The following is a 16,639-nucleotide window of genomic DNA, read 5'->3' on the forward strand; positions in this document are numbered from 1 at the left end:
CCTTTCAGAAACTCAGCAAGATCGGGGGCGTGTCAAGGTGTCCGTTCGTGGCATCGTCGAGCGTTAGCCACGTGCGTGCGTCGGTGGGTGAGAGATCCATGGACACGACGAACTGGTCCGGGCTGATCTGGTAATTGATTGACTCGACCCAGCATTGAAGGGTGACCGCGTGCCCAGCGAGCGGCGAATGCTGCACAGTCACACACGAATTGATCTCCAGTGAAGACGATCCCGCGATGAGCGGCCACAAGGACGGATTGCCCGCTGGATCGAGCGCGGCCTTGCTGATTCGGGTGGCTGGTGCGCTGTAGCGGCCCGCGAGATATTGGCCCAGGGCGTAGGACTGATTGTCGTCGGCCAGCCCGGTCGAACTGACCTGCTTGGTCCAGGTGCCGTACGTCGAGACCGACGCCGAGTTGGTCGTGATGGTATTGATGCCGCCGCGCCGGTCGACGCTGACCACGTTGGCGAGCTTGGTCGTGTCGTAGTCCAGGGCGAGGACCGTGAGCGGGTAACTCGTCCCCGCGCCGAGGGTATAGGCACTGACCGGCTTGTAGCGAGATCGCCTCGGCGCGAACACGATTTGACCGTCGCCGCGCACGAACAGGGTGCCGTTCTCCCAATCGTTGGTTTCGAGGATCGCGCCCGCGGCGTCCTTGCCGCCGATCACGGCGCTCTCGAGGGTGGCGTCTCCGGTGCCGAGCGAGGTGAACGACGAGCCGCGCCCTGCGACGGACATGATGTTGGCGATCCGGGCCGAGGTGTCGTCGCCACCGAGGCCCTTCACGGCTCGGGCCGGGTAGCTGGTCGCGCCGGAGAAAGTGCCGGCGGTGACATAGTTGTGCCCGCCGAACCAGGCGACATGCCCCAGCAGGCCGCCATAGGCGTAGAACAGGGCGGCGTCCGCGGCCGAGTTCCGCGGCCACTGCGCGCCGAGGTTGAGGTCGACAAGGTTCGTGAACTGCCAGCCCGACGGATTGCCGCTCGACACGGTGCCGTAGCCGCCGCCGTCGACGCTGAAATACAGCACCGGGTTTGTACCCGACAGCTCGATCGACAGCACGTGCGGTGAGCCGTCGCCCAGCTGCACACCCCACGAGGTCGAATACGACGAGCCGTTCGAATCGCGGGCCCAGATGAACAGGAAGCCGTAGGGGTCGACCGCGAATCGCAGGTACTGATTGCCCGCGCCGGAATCCTCGAAGGCCAGGAAGACGGCCGGGCCGTTGCTGGTCGAGCGCTGATTCGTTTGCAGGGTCAGCGTCAGCGTCCATGGCGTCGCCGGGAACGCGAGAGCCTGCCCGTTCACCGTGCTGTAGAGGCGGATGATCGAGGCGTTCGTCGCCACGTTCGAACCGACCATTTGCGGGGTGAATACAGCGATCGACGCGCCCTCGAGGCCTCCCGCGCCCGGTGAGCCGGTGAGCCCGTTGCCGCTGCCGACCTGCACCTGTTGATTGCCGCCGTAGGTGAGCACGCGCCCGTTCCATACACCGCCGACCCGCTCGGGAGTCTGATAGGCCGCGGTCGACCGCTCCAACGGCCACCAATAGGTAGGCCCGAGCTGGTTGATCAGCTCGCCGGTCAGGTGCTCGTCGAACTTCTTCTGCGCGAGCGCAGCCAGAATGTCCACGGCCACAACCGTTGTCATCTGATGGTTGCCCGCCTCGCCCCATTCCTGCGGCCACCGCTCGACAAACCCGCTCCACAGCGTCGAGGTCACGCCCGCCCATGTGGCCTGCACCCGAATCGGCCGGTACAGAATGACATTCGGGTAATAGGGGCTCGCGGTGTTGGTCGGGTCGAGCGCGCCGTCGCTATTGTCGACGGTCAGCGTCAGCGATCCGGCCTGCGCGCGGGTCAGCTCATACTGCCGCCCGCGCTTCGCGTCGATCTTCTGCACCCGCCCCGCAATATCGGTCCAGGTCGAGCCCGAGAACTGCACTTGGACCGCGATGCTCGGCCAATTCGGGTTGGTCGTCATGCCGTCGCCTTGAACCCGAGGGGCGTGCGAACTTGCAAGCGCAGCAGCGCATCACGGATATCTGCGGCGGCCTGCTCGACGCCGCCCTGTCCGTAGAACGGGCCCTGGAACTGGACCGTGAGCGCGATGCCACCCGGCGCCGCGCCGAATCCGCCGGCACTCAGACCACCGATCGGGCCCGGGCCCAGCCGCAAGCCGCGCGCATCGGTGGCCGCAGTGATCGCGTTGCCAACAACCCCGGCGTGCGCGGTGATGCCCTCGGCAATGCCGTGCGGGATCCACTGACCGACCTCGTCGGCGAACATCCTCGACGGTGAGCTGATGCCGAGGAACGATTTTGCGGCGTTGAGCGCGGAGTGGGCGAGGTCCTTCAATTTCTGAATCAGTGCGCCCCCTGCGTTTTCGACGCCCTGAATCACGCCATCGACGATGTTCTTGCCGAGGTCCATGAACTCACCGACCATGTCCTTGATCGCGTTCCAGGCGGTTACGAATGGCGCTTTGATCGCCTGCCAGATGTCCTCGCCGATGGTGGTGATCACGGTCCAAATCGAGTTGAGCAGATTCGAGACGGTGTCGTAGATCGAGTTCCACGCGTCGGACACGGCCGAGGTGATGCTCGACCAGATGCCGGACAGGAACGCCACGGCCCCGTTCCAGATGGTGACGAGGAAGCCCCACAAGGCTTGGACGGGCTGAATCACATAGCGGCTGAATAGATCCCACGCGCCCTGGGCGGCCGAGGTGATTCCGTCCCAGATGGTCGACAGAAAGCCCTTGATCGCGTTCCACACGAAATGGACCGCACCCATGATCGCATTGTGGAAGTGGTTCCACAGGGCGATGATGATCGCGACCGGCGTCGCGAAGATGACCAGCAGCAGCGGCCACCACTGCTCGAAGAATCCTTTGATGCCGTTCCAAATGGAAACGATATGGTCCCAGAGCCAATGGAATCCGTTCACGATCGGGTCGGTCACGGTATGCCACGCGCCCGAGACCCATGAGGTGAGACCGTTCCAGACGCCTTTGATCCAATCGACGATGCCCTGCCAGATGTCAGATGCCTTGTCATACAGCCAATTCCATGCGCCGACGATCCAGTCGGCGGCGTCCTTGGCCCACTGCTTGATGTCCTCCCACGCCTGCCGCCAATGGTCTTTGACCCAAATGACGATGATGACGATCACGACGATCGCGGCGACGATGGCGAGCACGATCTCGGGAATGCCGGTCGCCCACATCGCGGCCGCGAAACTCCATGCCGCCGCGGCGGCCATGCCGAACGCGAGGACCAGGCCCACGCCGATCACACCGATCAGCACCTCGGCGGCGGTCTTGTGCTTCTCGAAAAACTCGACGCTGGACAGGAATGCGTCGGCGACCTTCTTCACGGCCGGGAGCAGGTGCTCGCCGAGCTTGATTCCGAGGGCGTTGACGGTGGCCTTGACCTCCTCCATCTTCTGCTTGGCCGTTTCCTGGATCTCGGCCCAGTCCTGCACGTCGCTGCCCGACCCGTGCAGCGAATTCCCGATGTTTTGGACAGCGGTGTTGAAGTGGTCGGCGGCCGGACCCGTGAGCTCGAGCGCGGCTTGCATGGACTTCGCGCCACCCATCATGTCGGCCATGGCCTGCAGCGCGGTCTGACTCTCGGGCGGCAGGTTCGCGAGGATCTTCTGAAAATCCGAGGTGGCGTTCTTGGACTTCTTGAATGTCTCGACCAGGACCGCCCCGTCGGGGCCCGCGTGCGAGGCGATGGCGTCGGACAGGATTTTCAGGGTTCCGGTCAGGCCGCGGTCGCCGAGGTGCTGCTGCAGGTCGAACACGTCGATCCCGAGACCTCGCATCTCCGTGGCTGCCTTCGCTGATGGCGCGGACAGGGCGGTGATGGTTTGACGCAGGTAGGTGCCAGCCTTGCTCGCGTCGGTGCCCTGCGAGGTCATGGTCGTCATCGCGCCGAGCACCTGTTCGAGGCCGATGTGGGCGGTCGCGGCGGCCGGCGCGACATTGCCGATCGCGCCCGCGAGGTCCTCCATGCGGATCTTGCCGTTCTTGACGGTCTCGACGAGCGCGTTCATCACGCCCGTCGCGTCCTGGGCCTTATAGCCGAACGACGCCATGATCGAGGTCATGGCGTCGGTGACCGTGGTCAGCTGGGCATTGCCGACCTTCGCCCCCTCGGCCGCCACCTTGAGCACGTTGAGCGCGTCGGCACCGTGATAGCCCGAGGACTCGATCGGCTTCATGGCGTCCTGGAGTGCCATGGCCGAGGTCCCGGTCTTCTGGGCGACGTCGAGCATGCCGTCGGAGACCATCTTCATGTTCTCGCGCAGCTCGCCGTCATCGGTCACCAGGTGCGTAACCGCCGATTCCCAATCTGCTGCCATCTCAGCAGTTTTCACGGCGATAGTCGCGGCGGCCGCAGTCACGCCGATCGCGACCGCCGTGCCGATCTTCTTGAGCTTGGCCGCAGCCATTTCCGAATCGTCACCGAGCTTGGTCAGCGACGTTCCAGCCTGGCCGAGCACGGAGAAGAATCCACCCGCAACGGCGTCGAGGCTGACCATGACGGGAATGCTCACGGCTGCCCCCTATCCGTACTTGCGCAGCACATTTCGCTGCGCGGTCTCGAAGATGGTTTGAAAGCGGCCAGATGCCGCGGCGCGGCCCGCCTCCATATAGCCGACGCGGCCCTCTTGCTTGCCCGAATACAGGTGCACGTGCCCGCCGCGCGGACCGACCGAGAGGCGATAGTCGTGCTCGCCGCGTTTCTTGAGCCTGCGGCTCGGGCTGATCGAGCTCTGAAGCAAGCCGGGCTGCACGCCCTCGACGTACTTGTAGCCCCGCTTGCCCTCGGCATTGCGCGGGCCGGTGGTGACATTGAACCCGCGCCGGGATCCGATCGCGACCGACTTGGTCGTGCCGCCGTAAACCGGTGCGAGTTTGCGGGCCTCGCGTTTGACCTGGCGACCGGCCTCGCGCAGTGCCCACATGCTCGCCCTGTCCACGAGCACATCCATTTCGGCCTTGGCCTCGATCCAGCGAGTCAAGTCCGAGCGGAGTGATGCCTCGAAACTCATGGTGTGGCCTCCGATTTCGCGCGGTCGATCCGGTCGGACTGCACTCGGTTAATCACGTCGTCCACAGCGAGCAGCGCGTCGAGCTCGTAGGCGGGCAACTGTTCCTGCTCGGTGACGCTCACCCCGAGCGACAGCAACCGATGCCGCCGGGTCGCGGTCTGCGCCCACTCGGGCAACTCCCACGCCCCGACATCGGCACCCTCGATCGCCTGCCTCAGACGATCGAGGGCTCGATAGGGGATGCCGGATCCGGATTCGGTGCAGTGTCGAGCTCGTGCGCGCTGCCGCCCTTGGTCAGCGCCCCGACGTGATCCTTGAGAGCGTCATAGACCTCGCCGGGCAGTTCCAGCAGGGTCACGGCGTCGACGGTCGGGCCCGCCGACCAGGCGCGCACGTAGGCGAGGATCGCGGTGTCCTCGATTTCCATCGACAGCGACATGACCTGTTCCATGTCGGCCGGGTCAACGAACTCGATCGCCGCCTTGGCGTCGATGCCGGCGACGTCCTCGAATCGGCCGGAGCGGATCGCCTCGCGGAAACTCGGGATCGATCCCATCCGCATTTGCGCGATCTTCAATCGCCGCCGCCGCCCCTCGGGCAGTTGGGTCGGTTCGTACAGCTCGGCCCACTGTCCGGCGGGCAGCTCGACACGCGTCGCCATTCGAATTCCCTTGTCTACTGGTAGGTTCCGGACGCGACCATGTTGGTCAGCGTGGCTTTGATCGGTGAATAGCCCGCGGACGCACCGGCGTCCGAGGTGCTGCCGACGGCCTCGAACGAGAGGGCGCCCTCGACATAGTCCTTGCCTCGGGCGTACTCGACCATCGTGTAAGCCGCCTTGCTGCAATGCAGCTGCAGCGAGTTGGACGAATTCGGCTGCGTGAACTTGATATCGATCGGCAGGTATCCGCCGCCGGTCGCGCCGATGTAGTTCTGATAGTTCGGGTCGTTGGTCTGCCACACGGTCGAGAACTTGCCGGTGACCGATACCGCGCCCGAGAACAGCGCGTAGGGGTCCTGAATGCCGTTGATGGTCTGCAGGACCTCGACGGGGCGCTTGATCGAGAGTTCTCCCGACATCACGTAGGGCACCGGCGCACCGGACAGGGAGACGACACCGGTCCAGGCCGCCATGGGATCGACGGTCGAATAGCTCGGCGTCGGAATGCTTCCGGCGACGCTCGACGCCCAGCATTTCGCCTTGGCCGCGTAGGTGATCAGGCCGTCGGCCGAGAACTTGAACGCGAGATCCTCGAATTTCGCGGCGGCGTACTGCTTGGCCTGGTCGCCGTTGAAATCGGTGAGCGTGAACGAGGTCGGCTGGCCGTCGACGACGTTGCGGACCGCGAACGCGTGCGTGTTGAGGAAAGTGCCGGCGGCCGGGGGCGTGCCCGCACCCGAGCTGGTGCCGGTATCGGTGTAGGTGATGGTCGCGCCACTGCCGATGGTGGTGACGAGCACGGACTCGCCTGCGGGCGTGGTGCCGCGGTAGATCTTGTAGCCGGTCGCGCCGACAACCGCGACCCAGTTGAGTACCTGCGTGCCGTTGGCTACCAGGGTGGCGGTGACCTCGTTGCTCTTGCCGGACTCACCCCATGCACCGAGCGCGGTGATCACCCAGTACTCGGCGCCCGCGGCGAACGTGCCGCCCGAGCTGGCGGTCGTGCCGAGGCTCAGGGTCGTGGTGTTGGCCGCGGTGGTCGACAGGTCGGGCAGCAGCGACCCGAGCAGGTATCCGATGGTGCTCGGGTTCACGTTGCCGTCGATGGAGATCTCGGCCTTGCGCTGGCCGACCACCTTCGCATACGTCGAGACCGCGGATCCGCGCCAACTCTTGTCGTCGAGCTTGGTATAGGTGTCCTTGGGCTTCGGATCACTGGTCAGGGTGATGTAATCCGTTGGCGAAACCGGGGTTCCGGGCGTCGCCTCCTTGGCGATGCCCATGAATGACCGAAACCGTGCGATAGGCATGACTACTGCTCCTCGTCGTGGTCGTCGACGGCCGGGTCGGTCTCGTCGTCGGGCTCGGGGTCGTCCTCGTCGGCCTGGTCCTCGCACGCAGGCACGTCCGCGGCGGCAGCCGGTTCGCCGAGGGCCTCGGCGACGGTGTCGAGGCCGGGAATGACGGCCATCCATCGGCCGTCGCCGGGGTCGCGGTCGAGTTCGTAGGTTTCGCCGAATTCGGGCTCGATACCGAGCTCGGGATAGACCCGCTCGGGCTCGCCGACATAGTGGTATTTCATTGCACGCCTATCCCTTTCAGATTTGAGCGGACACGTTCACGGTGAGCTCGACAACGACTAATCGGCCCTTGTGCTCCTGCTCCCACGTACAGGTGTCGCGCGTGGTCGCGGGGTGGGCGACGACCACCCGCCCGCCGAGCGAGGGATCGGAGCGGATGACGGCCTCGATCTGGCCGAGGATCGAATACGCGCGCTCGTAGCAGCCCTGCGCGTCGTCGCCGCCGTGGAATACGGCGATCTCGAGCTCGAGCTCGTATTCCTCGTACAGCCACCCGTGCCCGCCGCTGCCGACCATCTGAAAAGGTTTGGCGGTGCGGTGGCGGGTCGATCCGACGACCACGATCTCCGCGGGTTGGTTCGTGCCGGGCTGGTCGTAGGTGACCAGCAACGGAAACGACGGGTTCGGGTTCGGCGTGACCGACGCCGAGATCTGCTGGAACAGAAACGCTTTCACCGCCGGGACGGTCGACACCGGGATCTGCGCGGCCGGGGTGGTCATGCGATCGACTGCACTCTCGTCGTGCCCTCGAGTAGCGCCGCGAGCCGCGGGAACAGGTGGATGGGTCCGACGGTCCAGCCGTCCTCGGCCGCGCGGTCGCCGCCGAAGCGCGGGTTGCCGCCCTGCTGGGTCTGCTGCCACAGGCCGCGGATGTCCTCGAGCGCGGCCATGCGCACATGTGCCGGGACGGTGGCGCGACCAGCGGTATAGGAGACGACGACGGTATCGCCGAGGAACGGGATCGCGACACCGACGACGCCGCGGCGCACCAGCAGTCCGGCCGAGGCGATGTCGAGGCTGTAGCCGTAGTTGTCGGTGCTCGACCCGCGCGGCTGGTTGGTCAGCGTGCGGGCGACGGTGGCGAGGTATTCGGTGACGGTTTGGATCGAGAGCACCGGGCATGTACGCAACATGATCTGCGTCTGTCCGACCACGACCGGATAGGTCTCGGTGACGGTGGTCGGCAGCATCGGGCCCGTGATGTATTCGACGAACGGTGTTGCGGCGTCGATGAATCCCTGTAGCTCGGCCATCGGCGCGAGGTCGGACTCGTCGAGGTTCAAATGCCGATAGACATCCGACATGGAGACCAGGCCCACGGGGCTACCGCCTTCCGATACATAGGGGATTGCGGGCGCGCCGGGGAGTAGGCCGGCGCGCCCGTTCCGGGAGGGATCAGGCGACGACGATCGACACGACGAGCCCGGCCGGGAGCGCGAGGCCGGTGCCGTTCTGTACGAGCTGCACGTCGAGGACGTCGCCGGGCTGCACGTACGAGCCGAGGGTGATCGCCAGGGCGACCGGGACCTCGGCGGCGAGGTTGGTACCTGCCGCGAGGGTGAGCGTCGCGATCGGCGAGCCAGCGATCGGTGTGCCGTTGCGCAGCTGGCGCACGTTGATGGTCGCGTTGTTGGTCGCCGCGCCGGTCACGGCCGAGGGCGAGGTGAGCGCGACCGAGGTGATGCCGACGCCAGCGGCGTCAGTCGGTGCGGTCGAGCAAATGATCGTGGTCGAGGTTGCGCCGCCCGCGCTCTGTGCGGGCAGGGTCGCCGTGTAGTTCGGCATGGGCTGTCTCCGTTCGGTTTTCGAGGCGAGGGGGCACGGCCCGCTCCAGTCGCGGAGACTGCGAGCGGGCCGACTGCTCGGTCATGGTCAGAAGGTCGGCGCGACGAGGCCGGTACCGTCGATGCGCGCCAGCGCCTGCGGGTAGCGGGAGTGGATCGCGGCCGAGTACGCCCACGCCCGGAACAGCACGCCCAGGCTGTCGGCATACGGCGCGGTCTGGGTATCGGCGTTGAGCTGGCCCTCCCACAGACGCAGCTCGGCGCGGCGGGCGACCAAAACGCAGTCCTGGTTGTTGCCCGCGCCGAGGGTGGTCGGGAACAGCGGATCCGTGACGACCGGCAGGCCGCCCATCCGTCCAACGGTGCCCTGAGGCACATCGGCGGAGCCGTCGCCCATGGCGTTCATCGAGACCGTGTCGATCGTCGAGGGCACGACCAGGGGGCGGCCCTGCGAGTCGGTCTGGGCGAGCAGCCAGTACCAGCGGCGCGGGTGCATGTAGATGGTGTCCGCGGGCCGGAACAAGGTGGTCGCGATCGACTGGATCGCGCCCATCACCTTGGAGTAGAACGCGCCGGGCGCCGGGCTGGCCGAGGTGAAAGTGACGTTGTTCGGGCCCGCGCTCGCCTGGGTGAGAACGCCCATGAGATCCGGGCTGCCCGCGCCGTTGACCGCAGCGTTATTGAAGTCCTGTGCGTAGGCGGCGGCCAGGTCCGGGACGATGACCTCGTCGATATTGATGCCGGACTGCTGGATCAGCTGCAAGCTGATGACCTGCTTGCCGCCATGGGTGCTGATGCCCGACGAGATGCTCGTCGACTTCATGTCCTGCTGAGGCAGAGCGGTGTTCTGCGCCGACTGGAGGCCGGACAAGGTACCCGCGCCGACCTTCGGGATATTCACGCTGCTCACGCCCTTGGGCAGCGTCATCGGGTTCAGCGAGTCGGCGAAGACCCGGCCCGGGCGGGCCAGCTTGACGAACTCGGCGACCATCCACAGCGGCGGCGCGAACTCGCCGATCGTGCCCGGGGCGGTGTTCAGCGCGCGGGCCTCGGGCGCGCGGCGCTTGTAGGCGTCGATGATCTGCGCGTCGCTGCGGCGCAGCCGCTCTGCAGCCTGGCCGTCCTGGGTGCGCTGGGCGAGGTAGAGATCGCGGAAATACGACGTCTCGTGATTGCCGCGCTCGTACACCGGGGCGTCGGTGACGCTGGCGCCGCCGCTGCGGGTGTCGGCCTGTCCGACCTGGACGCGGGCGTGTGCTTGCGCGGTCTCGCGCTGCTCCTCGGCGACGAGCTCGGCCTCGCGCTCGACGAGCGGGGCGACCTGAGCCTCGGCCGCGGCCCGTGCGGTGCCGGCCGCGTCGTAGTCGGCCTGCTCGGCGTCGGTCAGTCCGCGCTTGGCCAGGGCGGCGGCGTCGAGGATCGCGCCGCGCTTGTCGCTGTGGGTCTGGATCTCGGTACGCAGCTCGGCCAGCCGCGCCCGCACGATATCGAGTGCGTTCATGGCGGCACTCCTTTCTGTGGTGGGTGGTGGTGGCGTTGCGCTTGCCTTCGGGTGGTGCCTCGGGTGACCGATCGGGTCGGTCGGCGCGAGGTCCGGCGCTGTGCGCGCACAACTGGAACCGGGCGGCCGGGCGGCCGTCCGGTGGCTTGTGGGATGGGTCAGCGGGAGCGGTGTGCGCGCTCGGCCTCGGCCATGCGCAGCACCTCGACGAGGCCCGCGCCGCGCGCGGCCTGGTCCTCGTCGCCGTCCTCGTCATCGGGGTTCGGCACGCCGATCAGCTCGGCGAGTAGCGGCTGAGCCCGGTCGACCGCGACATCGGCGGCGGCCACCAGGTCGAGTACGTGCGCGATGGTGGCGGCGTCGACGTCGGACAGCGAGCCCGCTCGAACCTGCGCCGCGAGGCGCGCGATCCTGGCGGGACGGGCCGAGCGGAACGCGCGGGTTCCGACCGAGGTGTACGGGTTCGCGCCGTAGTTCACCGCGGACACATCGCCCCGGTTCAGGTCGAGCTCGACGAGCGCGCGCTCGTCGTAGTCCGGGCTCCACTGCTGGCGGATCACGCGGAACGCGAACGACATTTCGGTGATTGCACCGTCCTGGATCGCGGTCACCAGGTCTCGGGCGTCGCCGCGGGCGGTGTTCAGGGTGGCGACGGTGTGTAGGCCGGTCGAGTCCTCGGACAGGGCGAGCGTGCCGGTCTTGGTGCGCGCCAACGTCAATCCGCCGTGATTGGCCAGATAAGCGACGTCCGCGCCCTCGCCGAGGGTCTTCGCGAACGCCCCGGCGCGTACGACTTCGGAGTACTCGCCGTAATAGTCGTACATCGTGTACGGGGTCTCGGTGACCGAGGCGTAGCCCTCGACCTCGACCGTGGTCGGGCCCGTGGATCTGACCGCGAAATCAGCCGGGTAGGAACGGAATTCCGGTTGTTTGGTCAGGGCTCCGCGATCGGCCAGTTTCATTGGGAGTCATCTCCTTCGTCGTCGGGCGCGACCGCGGCCGGGTTGCCGCCGGGATTCTTTATGCCGGCGAGGGCCTTCGCGCCGCCGTTCGGCGTGACCGTGAGCGGGACCATGTCGACCTCGGCCTTTTGGTCGTCGGTCATGGGCGCGAGATTCAGGTCGAACACACGGATCTCTGATGGGGTCCGCAGCTTGGCGGCGACCTGCTGTACGTGCACCTTTGCCTGCGTCTCGGCGTCGGTCCGGAGCAGCGCCGTCGTGTTAAAGCGGGTGAACTGCTTGCCGGGCAGCATCGGAAACATGCTGTCCTCAATCCGCTTGAGCCAGAACGACACTGAGTAGGTCAGGAAGTCGATGCTCCTCTGTTCCACGTTCGCGTACGTCATGGAACTCGTGCCGGTGCCGCCGATCATTTCCGGCGGGACGCTGAAATACCTCGCGATCTGAGCAACGTTGTCCTTCTGGGTCAGCAGGAATTGCGACTCTTCCGGCTTGACCTGGATCGGCACATACTTCAGGCCCGCGCCGAGCACGATCGGCTGCCTCGTCTGAGTAGCCGTGATCATGCGCTGTTTGATCGTCTCGGCCTGCTCCTGGTTGATCTCCAGGTCCGATTCCAAGGTCGCCTTGGGGATCTGCGACCCGTCGAAGAACTCGGTGGCAAACCGGCGCGAGGACAGATCGACGCCGATGCTCGCCGCCGCGTAACTGATCGGCGACAGGCCGCACACCTCGCCGGGCACCGTGAGGCCCTTGATATGCCAAACGTCCTCGGCCGGAATCTGTTTGCCGTTGCGGGCCCAGTAGGTGATCTGGCCCTCGTGGTCGATGCGGACGCTCACCTCGTCGGGGTGCAGCGGAAGCACCTGCGTCGGATAGCCGCTCGTGGGATCGCGCTGCGTGATCAGGTTGTACGAGTTCCCGCGCAGCAGCAGCGAGACCATCGCCATGTGCCAGAACTCCGATTGCGTCATGCGCGGCGCCGGGCTCGTCACGATCAGCGGATCCGGGATGCGCCGTTTCAGCTCGCCCTCGTGCCGGAACGTTTCCAGCGGCAGCATGGCAACCGAATTGGCCAGTAGCGCAACGCAGGCCCACACCGACGGTACTTGCATGGCCGTGTCGACGTTCGGGGTCGAGGTCGAATAGCCGGTAGGCGCGCCCGGGAACGGCGGGATCGGCGGCTCAGGAAATGCCTGCCGTCGTTCACGCCCAGGACTGCCGAACAGGATGCCCACGCCCGCTACCTCCGATCGGTCACGATGTCGACGAGGACCAGGACGCCGAGGGTGATCAGCGCGGCCGGAACCGACCACAGGGCAACGCCGACGCCGATCAGTGCCAGCGCGGCAACAACTTTCACGAGGTGAGTGAGGCTGTGGGTACTCACCAGACGCTCGCCGAGGTATCCCACTGTGCCGACGCGGGCTGTCCGACGACGTGCGCGTCGTCGGCCGAATTCCCGTCCGGCAGTCGGACGCGCCGGTATTCGACCGTGCCGTCGCGGCGGAGCATCGAATCCAGACGCGCGCGCCGAGCAGCCCAACCGCGGCGGCCGGTCCGTTGTACGGACATGCGTTGACTCCTCACCAAACGTTCGCAGCGGCATCGATGACGCGACCGGCCGACACGGTGAAGCCCCACAGGGCATTTGTGACAGCGACCAGCGGTGTCAGGTCGACGCTGGTGTTCTTGCGGTCCCATGCCTGCGCCTCGCCGATGGTGCGGGTGCTCGCACCCTCAAGAGCCTCGGTCAACGAGTCCTGTCCGATGTGGCGCACGAGCTGCTCGTCGACGACCTTGTCTCGCCACAGCGCGAAGGCTTGGCAGACCTCGGTGTAGTCGATACGGAGGATGTCGGGCATGGTGCTTGAGCGGCGGCCGTCGGTGGTGCGGTAGTGCTTTTCGAGGTCAACGGCCAGGCCGCCCGCCGCCGACTTCACGTCGACCACGATTGCCCGCGGTCGCCAGCGGTCGGCGAGCTCGGCGAGGCGCGGCAGCAGCCACGAGGTTCCGTTTCTCCGGTCCACGATCTCGACGTGCAGGAGGTCGTCCGACCGGCGGCCCGCGACCGCGATCGAGGCGCGCTCGCCGCCGCGCGAAACGTCGACCGCGAACGCCCGCTCGCCCTCAATCCGCGACCGCGGGTCGGTGAGGTAGCGCCACAGGCCCATGTCGATCACAGTCGACGTCTCGTCGAGCGGCAGCGGCCAGTCACCGATGCCGAGATGTTCGACACCGAAGACCTTGCGCGTCATGGTGCCGAAATCGTCTGCGAGGGTGCGCCGTTGGATGGTACGGCCGTAGGACGGGTTCGCGGCCGCCCAGACGTCCTCGTCGCCGTAGCGGTCGAGCGGCAGGTCGTCGGGCATGGACCATTCGAAGTAGGCGAGGTTCGCCTCGCCCTTGATACCGCGGCGTCGGACTTTCGCCAGGATGTGGCCGTTGTGGTGCTGCTCTTGGTTGACCGGCGTCGAGGTGAACCAGGTTTGTGGGTTCTCGGCCGCGGTCAGCGTCGGAGCCATCGCGGCGTTTTCGGCCTCGGTGTAGTCGTATGCCTCGTCGATCACGAGCTTTTTCGCGGGGAAGCCTCGGCCCGAACCAGTAGAGCGCGCAACGAATTTCAGTGCGCGGCCGTCGTCGAGCTCGATACCTTCCTTGCCGTTGGTGTTCGAGAATTTGCATTGCTCGGCCCACTCGGGGACGTTCTTGATCAGCGCAGTGATTCGCCGGTAGGCGTCGGCCGCGGTCTTGAACTCGTGCGCCGAGTGCAAGATCAGTTCCTCTTTGGTGAGGAACAACCAGGCGAGCTCGAGGGCCTCGATAATCCCGCCCTTGCCGTTCTGACGAGGCACTATGAGCCCGACTTGCGAAGCGGCCCATTTGCCCTCGTCGTTCTCGCCGAGCGCGACGTCGAGTACGTGCCTCTGCCAGGGGAATAACCGGAGGCCGGCGGCCTGCGCCGCCTTGACGACCAAGGGACCGAGGGTGTCCTCAGCCGCCGGTGCCGTCTGGATCCTCGGCGTCGTCGACCCGAGCAGCTTTGGCACGCCTGCGCTCCTTCAACTCGTCGGCGAGCTCGTCGAGGGCCGAGCGCGTGGTCTTCGCGGCGGCCGGGAGCTTGCCGACGCCGAGCTTGGTCAGGATGTTCAGCAGGGCGAGGGACTGCTGACGGGTCTCGCTGACCAGCGGGCTCGGGGCCTCGTCGCCGCGGTCGTTGGTCACGGTCAGCGGGGAGCGGTCGAGCTCCTCGCGCAGGCCCGCGCAGATATCGGCGATCCGGCACGCCTGGGTGACCAGCAGGGCGGTCGGGCCGTCGAGGGTGCGGCCGGTGTTGATCTCGCGCCACAGGGCTTGCCCGGCCGGGCCGAGGGCGCGCGGTGAGCGGAGCGGGTCAGCCCGCGGCATCGGTGATCAACTCCGCGGCCAGGCCGCCGACCACCTGCTCGCCGGTGAGGCGATAGCGGAAGTTCCCGTTCAGACACCGCAGCGTCACTACGTCCTCGACGCGGGTGAGGTACCAGGCCGCGGCCTGGTCGAGCAGCTCGGGCGAGAATGCGGTGTGCTGCTCGAGCTCGCCGCACAACTCGACGCCGCCGCGGCCCTGGCACAGGCCGCATGTGCACATGCCGCCGAAGTGCTGGCGCAAATACATGGCGTTCCCCCTCGCATTTCCGCAGATCAGGCGGGTTCGGTACAGATCGGGGCGAGTTCGGAACGCTTCGGGGAGAGAAAAGAAGGCTCCTGTGTGGCGGTCACGCGCCCCCCGACCCAAAAACCGGGTGTACCCGACACTCAGGTACGAACCGGACATCTCGACCAGGCCGACCGGTCCGGTATGTCCTATTTGTGGTGGTGCTGCGAGTGCTGGCCGTGCTGCGTGTGCTGATCGTGCGCACCCCGCGCCGCGCGCTGGTGGTCGTGCACGCCGGTGCGGTGCGCGCCCTGGTGGTGGCCGACACCGTGCTGTTGGTGTGTGGCGCCGCGGTGCCCGGTGTGGTGCTCGCCGCGCTGCTCCTGTCGGCGATGCCGCGCCGCCGCACGGTGGGCGACGTGGTGGGTAGGTGCATGTCCTCGGGTGTGATGGGTGCGACGGCCGGCCATGGGTCACCAGCTTTCCGAGGTTCGATCCTGAGGAATTGCGGACGGTTCGGGCCGGGCGCGATGGCCCTGTCGTCGGTGGGCGAGCCGCGCCCCAGCGGACCGGTTACACGATGCGTGCGCCAGGCGATCGGCCTTGGTACCACCGGCCACTCTGGGCCGAGAATGATCGGCGTCGAGTCCCTGGCTCAGGTACATCGGCTGTCCGCACATTGGGCACGGTGCGCCGTCGTGGTGCTTGGCGAGCAGGTACTCGCGGTTCTGCCGGTGCTGGTAGCCGAGGCCACGCTCGGTGGTGGTGCGCATATCGCGCGACGCTCGCCGCTTCATGGCCCCGGCCATCCGCCTAGAACAGGCCGAGCGAGTGGGCGACGGCAATACCGTCGGTGACCAGCTTCGGCACGTCGGCGATGAGGTCGCCGATCAGCTTGACGACATCGGTGATCAGGTTGGTAACCATGATGGATCACTCCTTATTCTGTTGTGCCCGAACCGGTTTCAGGCGTTCAGGGCCGCTAGTCACCGTGCAGGCGGTTCAGCAGCGCGTGAGTTTCCTCGGCGAGCCGATGGGCCTCGCGCATGAGCGCATGTGTGCGCCGATGGCGTCGAGCGGCGTGCACGGAGGCACCGGCGGCCACGCCCGCACCGACCGAGCTCGAGACGTTGGTGTAGTTGCCGAGGATGAGTTGCGCATTGGTCGAAACGGCGTCGGGGTGGCCGAGAAGCGTTGCAATACCAGCGAATACGACGAGATAGCCGAACAGCCCGACGCCGAGGACGATCACGGGTGTCGAGGCGAGCAGCGCGGGCAACTGGTCGAGCGCGCGGCGCGCGAGGCCGGGCTCGCCGGTCGCCTGCTCGTCGTCGGCGCTCACGCGAGCCTCGCTTTCACCGCAGCGGCCAGCGGGCGGCCCAGGCGGCGCCACGGGTCGATTTCGTGCGGCAGGACGTCGAGCAGGTGGCCGGCGGTCGTGAGGATGGTCGCCCAGACCAGCACCGGGTGTCGCCGCCGCGCCCGGTCGCATGCCTCGGTCAGGAATTGACCATCACGGCACAGCAATTCGTGCGCGACGACGATTGCGCCGAGCGTGAGCCAAGTTGTCTCGCCGGAGGGCCGGTACATGTGACCACCCCCGTTCGGCGACCAGTTTCGAGGGCACGAGAAAGGCCGCTACCTGGTTCCGCGCATGCGCGGTCAGTAGCGG

Annotated in this window: 21 protein-coding genes; 1 reads left to right on the forward strand and 20 read right to left on the reverse strand. The window is 66.8% G+C overall.

Translation table 11 applies throughout. The annotated features are described in order from the left end of the window. Positions 1-4 precede the first annotated feature (4 nt). The 18 genes from ABZ909_RS18495 to ABZ909_RS18580 all read right to left on the reverse strand — a co-directional run bounded on the left by ABZ909_RS18495 (position 5) and on the right by ABZ909_RS18580 (position 14,988). Entirely contained in the window at positions 5-1,984 is a 1,980-nt protein-coding gene (locus ABZ909_RS18495) for a hypothetical protein (RefSeq protein WP_357000876.1), read from the reverse strand. Then, complete coding sequence (locus tag ABZ909_RS18500; RefSeq protein ID WP_357000878.1) at positions 1,981-4,566, reverse strand: phage tail tape measure protein; 2,586 nt, start codon at positions 4,564-4,566, stop codon at positions 1,981-1,983. The genes ABZ909_RS18495 and ABZ909_RS18500 overlap by 4 nt, the downstream gene beginning before the upstream one ends. Before the next feature lie 9 nt (positions 4,567-4,575). After that, entirely contained in the window at positions 4,576-5,064 is a 489-nt protein-coding gene (locus ABZ909_RS18505) for a hypothetical protein (protein WP_357000881.1), read from the reverse strand. Then, entirely contained in the window at positions 5,061-5,240 is a 180-nt protein-coding gene (locus ABZ909_RS18510) for a hypothetical protein (protein WP_357000883.1), read from the reverse strand. The genes ABZ909_RS18505 and ABZ909_RS18510 overlap by 4 nt, the downstream gene beginning before the upstream one ends. A 38-nt stretch (positions 5,241-5,278) precedes the next feature. Then, positions 5,279-5,725, reverse strand: a complete 447-nt coding sequence (locus ABZ909_RS18515; RefSeq protein WP_357000886.1) for a hypothetical protein — start codon at positions 5,723-5,725, stop codon at positions 5,279-5,281. Positions 5,726-5,739: 14 nt separating this feature from the next. Then, entirely contained in the window at positions 5,740-7,035 is a 1,296-nt protein-coding gene (locus ABZ909_RS18520) for a phage tail tube protein (RefSeq protein WP_357000888.1), read from the reverse strand. Between the two features lie 2 nt (positions 7,036-7,037). Continuing rightward, a complete protein-coding gene (locus ABZ909_RS18525) occupies positions 7,038-7,307 on the reverse strand; it encodes a hypothetical protein (RefSeq protein WP_357000891.1) in 270 nt (89 codons plus the stop codon). Between the two features lie 16 nt (positions 7,308-7,323). Then, complete coding sequence (locus tag ABZ909_RS18530; RefSeq protein WP_357000894.1) at positions 7,324-7,806, reverse strand: hypothetical protein; 483 nt, start codon at positions 7,804-7,806, stop codon at positions 7,324-7,326. Next, the gene (locus tag ABZ909_RS18535; protein ID WP_357000896.1) at positions 7,803-8,405 is read right to left on the reverse strand and encodes a hypothetical protein; all 603 of its coding nucleotides are present in this window, start codon (positions 8,403-8,405) and stop codon (positions 7,803-7,805) included. Before ABZ909_RS18535 ends, ABZ909_RS18530 begins: the two co-directional genes overlap by 4 nt. Positions 8,406-8,481: 76 nt before the next feature. After that, positions 8,482-8,871 carry a hypothetical protein gene (locus tag ABZ909_RS18540; RefSeq protein WP_357000899.1) on the reverse strand — a complete coding sequence of 130 codons (390 nt, stop codon included), beginning with the start codon at positions 8,869-8,871 and terminating at the stop codon, positions 8,482-8,484. 87 nt (positions 8,872-8,958) lie between these two features. Further along, on the reverse strand, positions 8,959-10,371 hold the full coding sequence (locus tag ABZ909_RS18545; RefSeq protein ID WP_357000902.1) for a phage major capsid protein: 1,413 nt from the start codon (positions 10,369-10,371) through the stop codon (positions 8,959-8,961). Between the two features lie 158 nt (positions 10,372-10,529). Next, entirely contained in the window at positions 10,530-11,333 is an 804-nt protein-coding gene (locus ABZ909_RS18550; protein WP_357000904.1) for an HK97 family phage prohead protease, read from the reverse strand. Further along, positions 11,330-12,571, reverse strand: coding sequence for a phage portal protein (locus tag ABZ909_RS18555; protein ID WP_357000906.1), 1,242 nt, complete (start codon positions 12,569-12,571; stop codon positions 11,330-11,332). The genes ABZ909_RS18550 and ABZ909_RS18555 overlap by 4 nt, the downstream gene beginning before the upstream one ends. A gap of 5 nt (positions 12,572-12,576) precedes the next feature. Next, complete coding sequence (locus ABZ909_RS18560; RefSeq protein ID WP_357000909.1) at positions 12,577-12,723, reverse strand: hypothetical protein; 147 nt, start codon at positions 12,721-12,723, stop codon at positions 12,577-12,579. Then, positions 12,720-12,908 (reverse strand): hypothetical protein, encoded by a 189-nt coding sequence (locus ABZ909_RS18565; RefSeq protein ID WP_357000911.1) that lies wholly within the window; start codon positions 12,906-12,908, stop codon positions 12,720-12,722. The genes ABZ909_RS18560 and ABZ909_RS18565 overlap by 4 nt, the downstream gene beginning before the upstream one ends. An 11-nt stretch (positions 12,909-12,919) precedes the next feature. Beyond that, entirely contained in the window at positions 12,920-14,383 is a 1,464-nt protein-coding gene (locus tag ABZ909_RS18570; RefSeq protein WP_357000913.1) for a hypothetical protein, read from the reverse strand. Further along, entirely contained in the window at positions 14,328-14,741 is a 414-nt protein-coding gene (locus tag ABZ909_RS18575) for a hypothetical protein (RefSeq protein ID WP_357000915.1), read from the reverse strand. Before ABZ909_RS18575 ends, ABZ909_RS18570 begins: the two co-directional genes overlap by 56 nt. Beyond that, a complete protein-coding gene (locus ABZ909_RS18580) occupies positions 14,728-14,988 on the reverse strand; it encodes a hypothetical protein (protein WP_357000917.1) in 261 nt (86 codons plus the stop codon). The genes ABZ909_RS18575 and ABZ909_RS18580 overlap by 14 nt, the downstream gene beginning before the upstream one ends. Positions 14,989-15,197: 209 nt before the next feature. Between ABZ909_RS18580 and ABZ909_RS18585 the strand changes: the two genes are divergently transcribed. Further along, on the forward strand, positions 15,198-15,824 hold the full coding sequence (locus ABZ909_RS18585) for a hypothetical protein (RefSeq protein WP_357000920.1): 627 nt from the start codon (positions 15,198-15,200) through the stop codon (positions 15,822-15,824). Between the two features lie 125 nt (positions 15,825-15,949). Here the strand turns inward: ABZ909_RS18585 and ABZ909_RS18590 are convergent, their stop codons facing one another. Continuing rightward, entirely contained in the window at positions 15,950-16,309 is a 360-nt protein-coding gene (locus ABZ909_RS18590; protein WP_357000922.1) for a hypothetical protein, read from the reverse strand. Continuing rightward, entirely contained in the window at positions 16,306-16,557 is a 252-nt protein-coding gene (locus ABZ909_RS18595) for a hypothetical protein (RefSeq protein ID WP_357000924.1), read from the reverse strand. The genes ABZ909_RS18590 and ABZ909_RS18595 overlap by 4 nt, the downstream gene beginning before the upstream one ends. Positions 16,558-16,639: the final 82 nt, after the last annotated feature.

It is taken from the genome of Nocardia sp. NPDC046763 (genome assembly GCF_040645495.1).
GTDB lineage: Bacteria > Actinomycetota > Actinomycetes > Mycobacteriales > Mycobacteriaceae > Nocardia.

What these genes read in the sequence shown, in the direction of transcription:
- ABZ909_RS18520 (WP_357000888.1), bottom strand. Translation starts at nt 7,035, where the DNA reads ATGCCTATCGCACGGTTTCGGTCATTCATGGGCATCGCCAAGGAGGCG.
- ABZ909_RS18550 (WP_357000904.1), bottom strand. Translation starts at nt 11,333, where the DNA reads ATGAAACTGGCCGATCGCGGAGCCCTGACCAAACAACCGGAATTCCGT.
- ABZ909_RS18540 (WP_357000899.1), bottom strand. Translation starts at nt 8,871, where the DNA reads ATGCCGAACTACACGGCGACCCTGCCCGCACAGAGCGCGGGCGGCGCA.
- ABZ909_RS18515 (WP_357000886.1), bottom strand. Translation starts at nt 5,725, where the DNA reads ATGGCGACGCGTGTCGAGCTGCCCGCCGGACAGTGGGCCGAGCTGTAC.
- ABZ909_RS18530 (WP_357000894.1), bottom strand. Translation starts at nt 7,806, where the DNA reads ATGACCACCCCGGCCGCGCAGATCCCGGTGTCGACCGTCCCGGCGGTG.
- ABZ909_RS18525 (WP_357000891.1), bottom strand. Translation starts at nt 7,307, where the DNA reads ATGAAATACCACTATGTCGGCGAGCCCGAGCGGGTCTATCCCGAGCTC.
- ABZ909_RS18505 (WP_357000881.1), bottom strand. Translation starts at nt 5,064, where the DNA reads ATGAGTTTCGAGGCATCACTCCGCTCGGACTTGACTCGCTGGATCGAG.
- ABZ909_RS18545 (WP_357000902.1), bottom strand. Translation starts at nt 10,371, where the DNA reads ATGAACGCACTCGATATCGTGCGGGCGCGGCTGGCCGAGCTGCGTACC.
- ABZ909_RS18580 (WP_357000917.1), bottom strand. Translation starts at nt 14,988, where the DNA reads ATGTATTTGCGCCAGCACTTCGGCGGCATGTGCACATGCGGCCTGTGC.
- ABZ909_RS18495 (WP_357000876.1), bottom strand. Translation starts at nt 1,984, where the DNA reads ATGACGACCAACCCGAATTGGCCGAGCATCGCGGTCCAAGTGCAGTTC.
- ABZ909_RS18565 (WP_357000911.1), bottom strand. Translation starts at nt 12,908, where the DNA reads ATGTCCGTACAACGGACCGGCCGCCGCGGTTGGGCTGCTCGGCGCGCG.
- ABZ909_RS18575 (WP_357000915.1), bottom strand. Translation starts at nt 14,741, where the DNA reads ATGCCGCGGGCTGACCCGCTCCGCTCACCGCGCGCCCTCGGCCCGGCC.
- ABZ909_RS18595 (WP_357000924.1), bottom strand. Translation starts at nt 16,557, where the DNA reads ATGTACCGGCCCTCCGGCGAGACAACTTGGCTCACGCTCGGCGCAATC.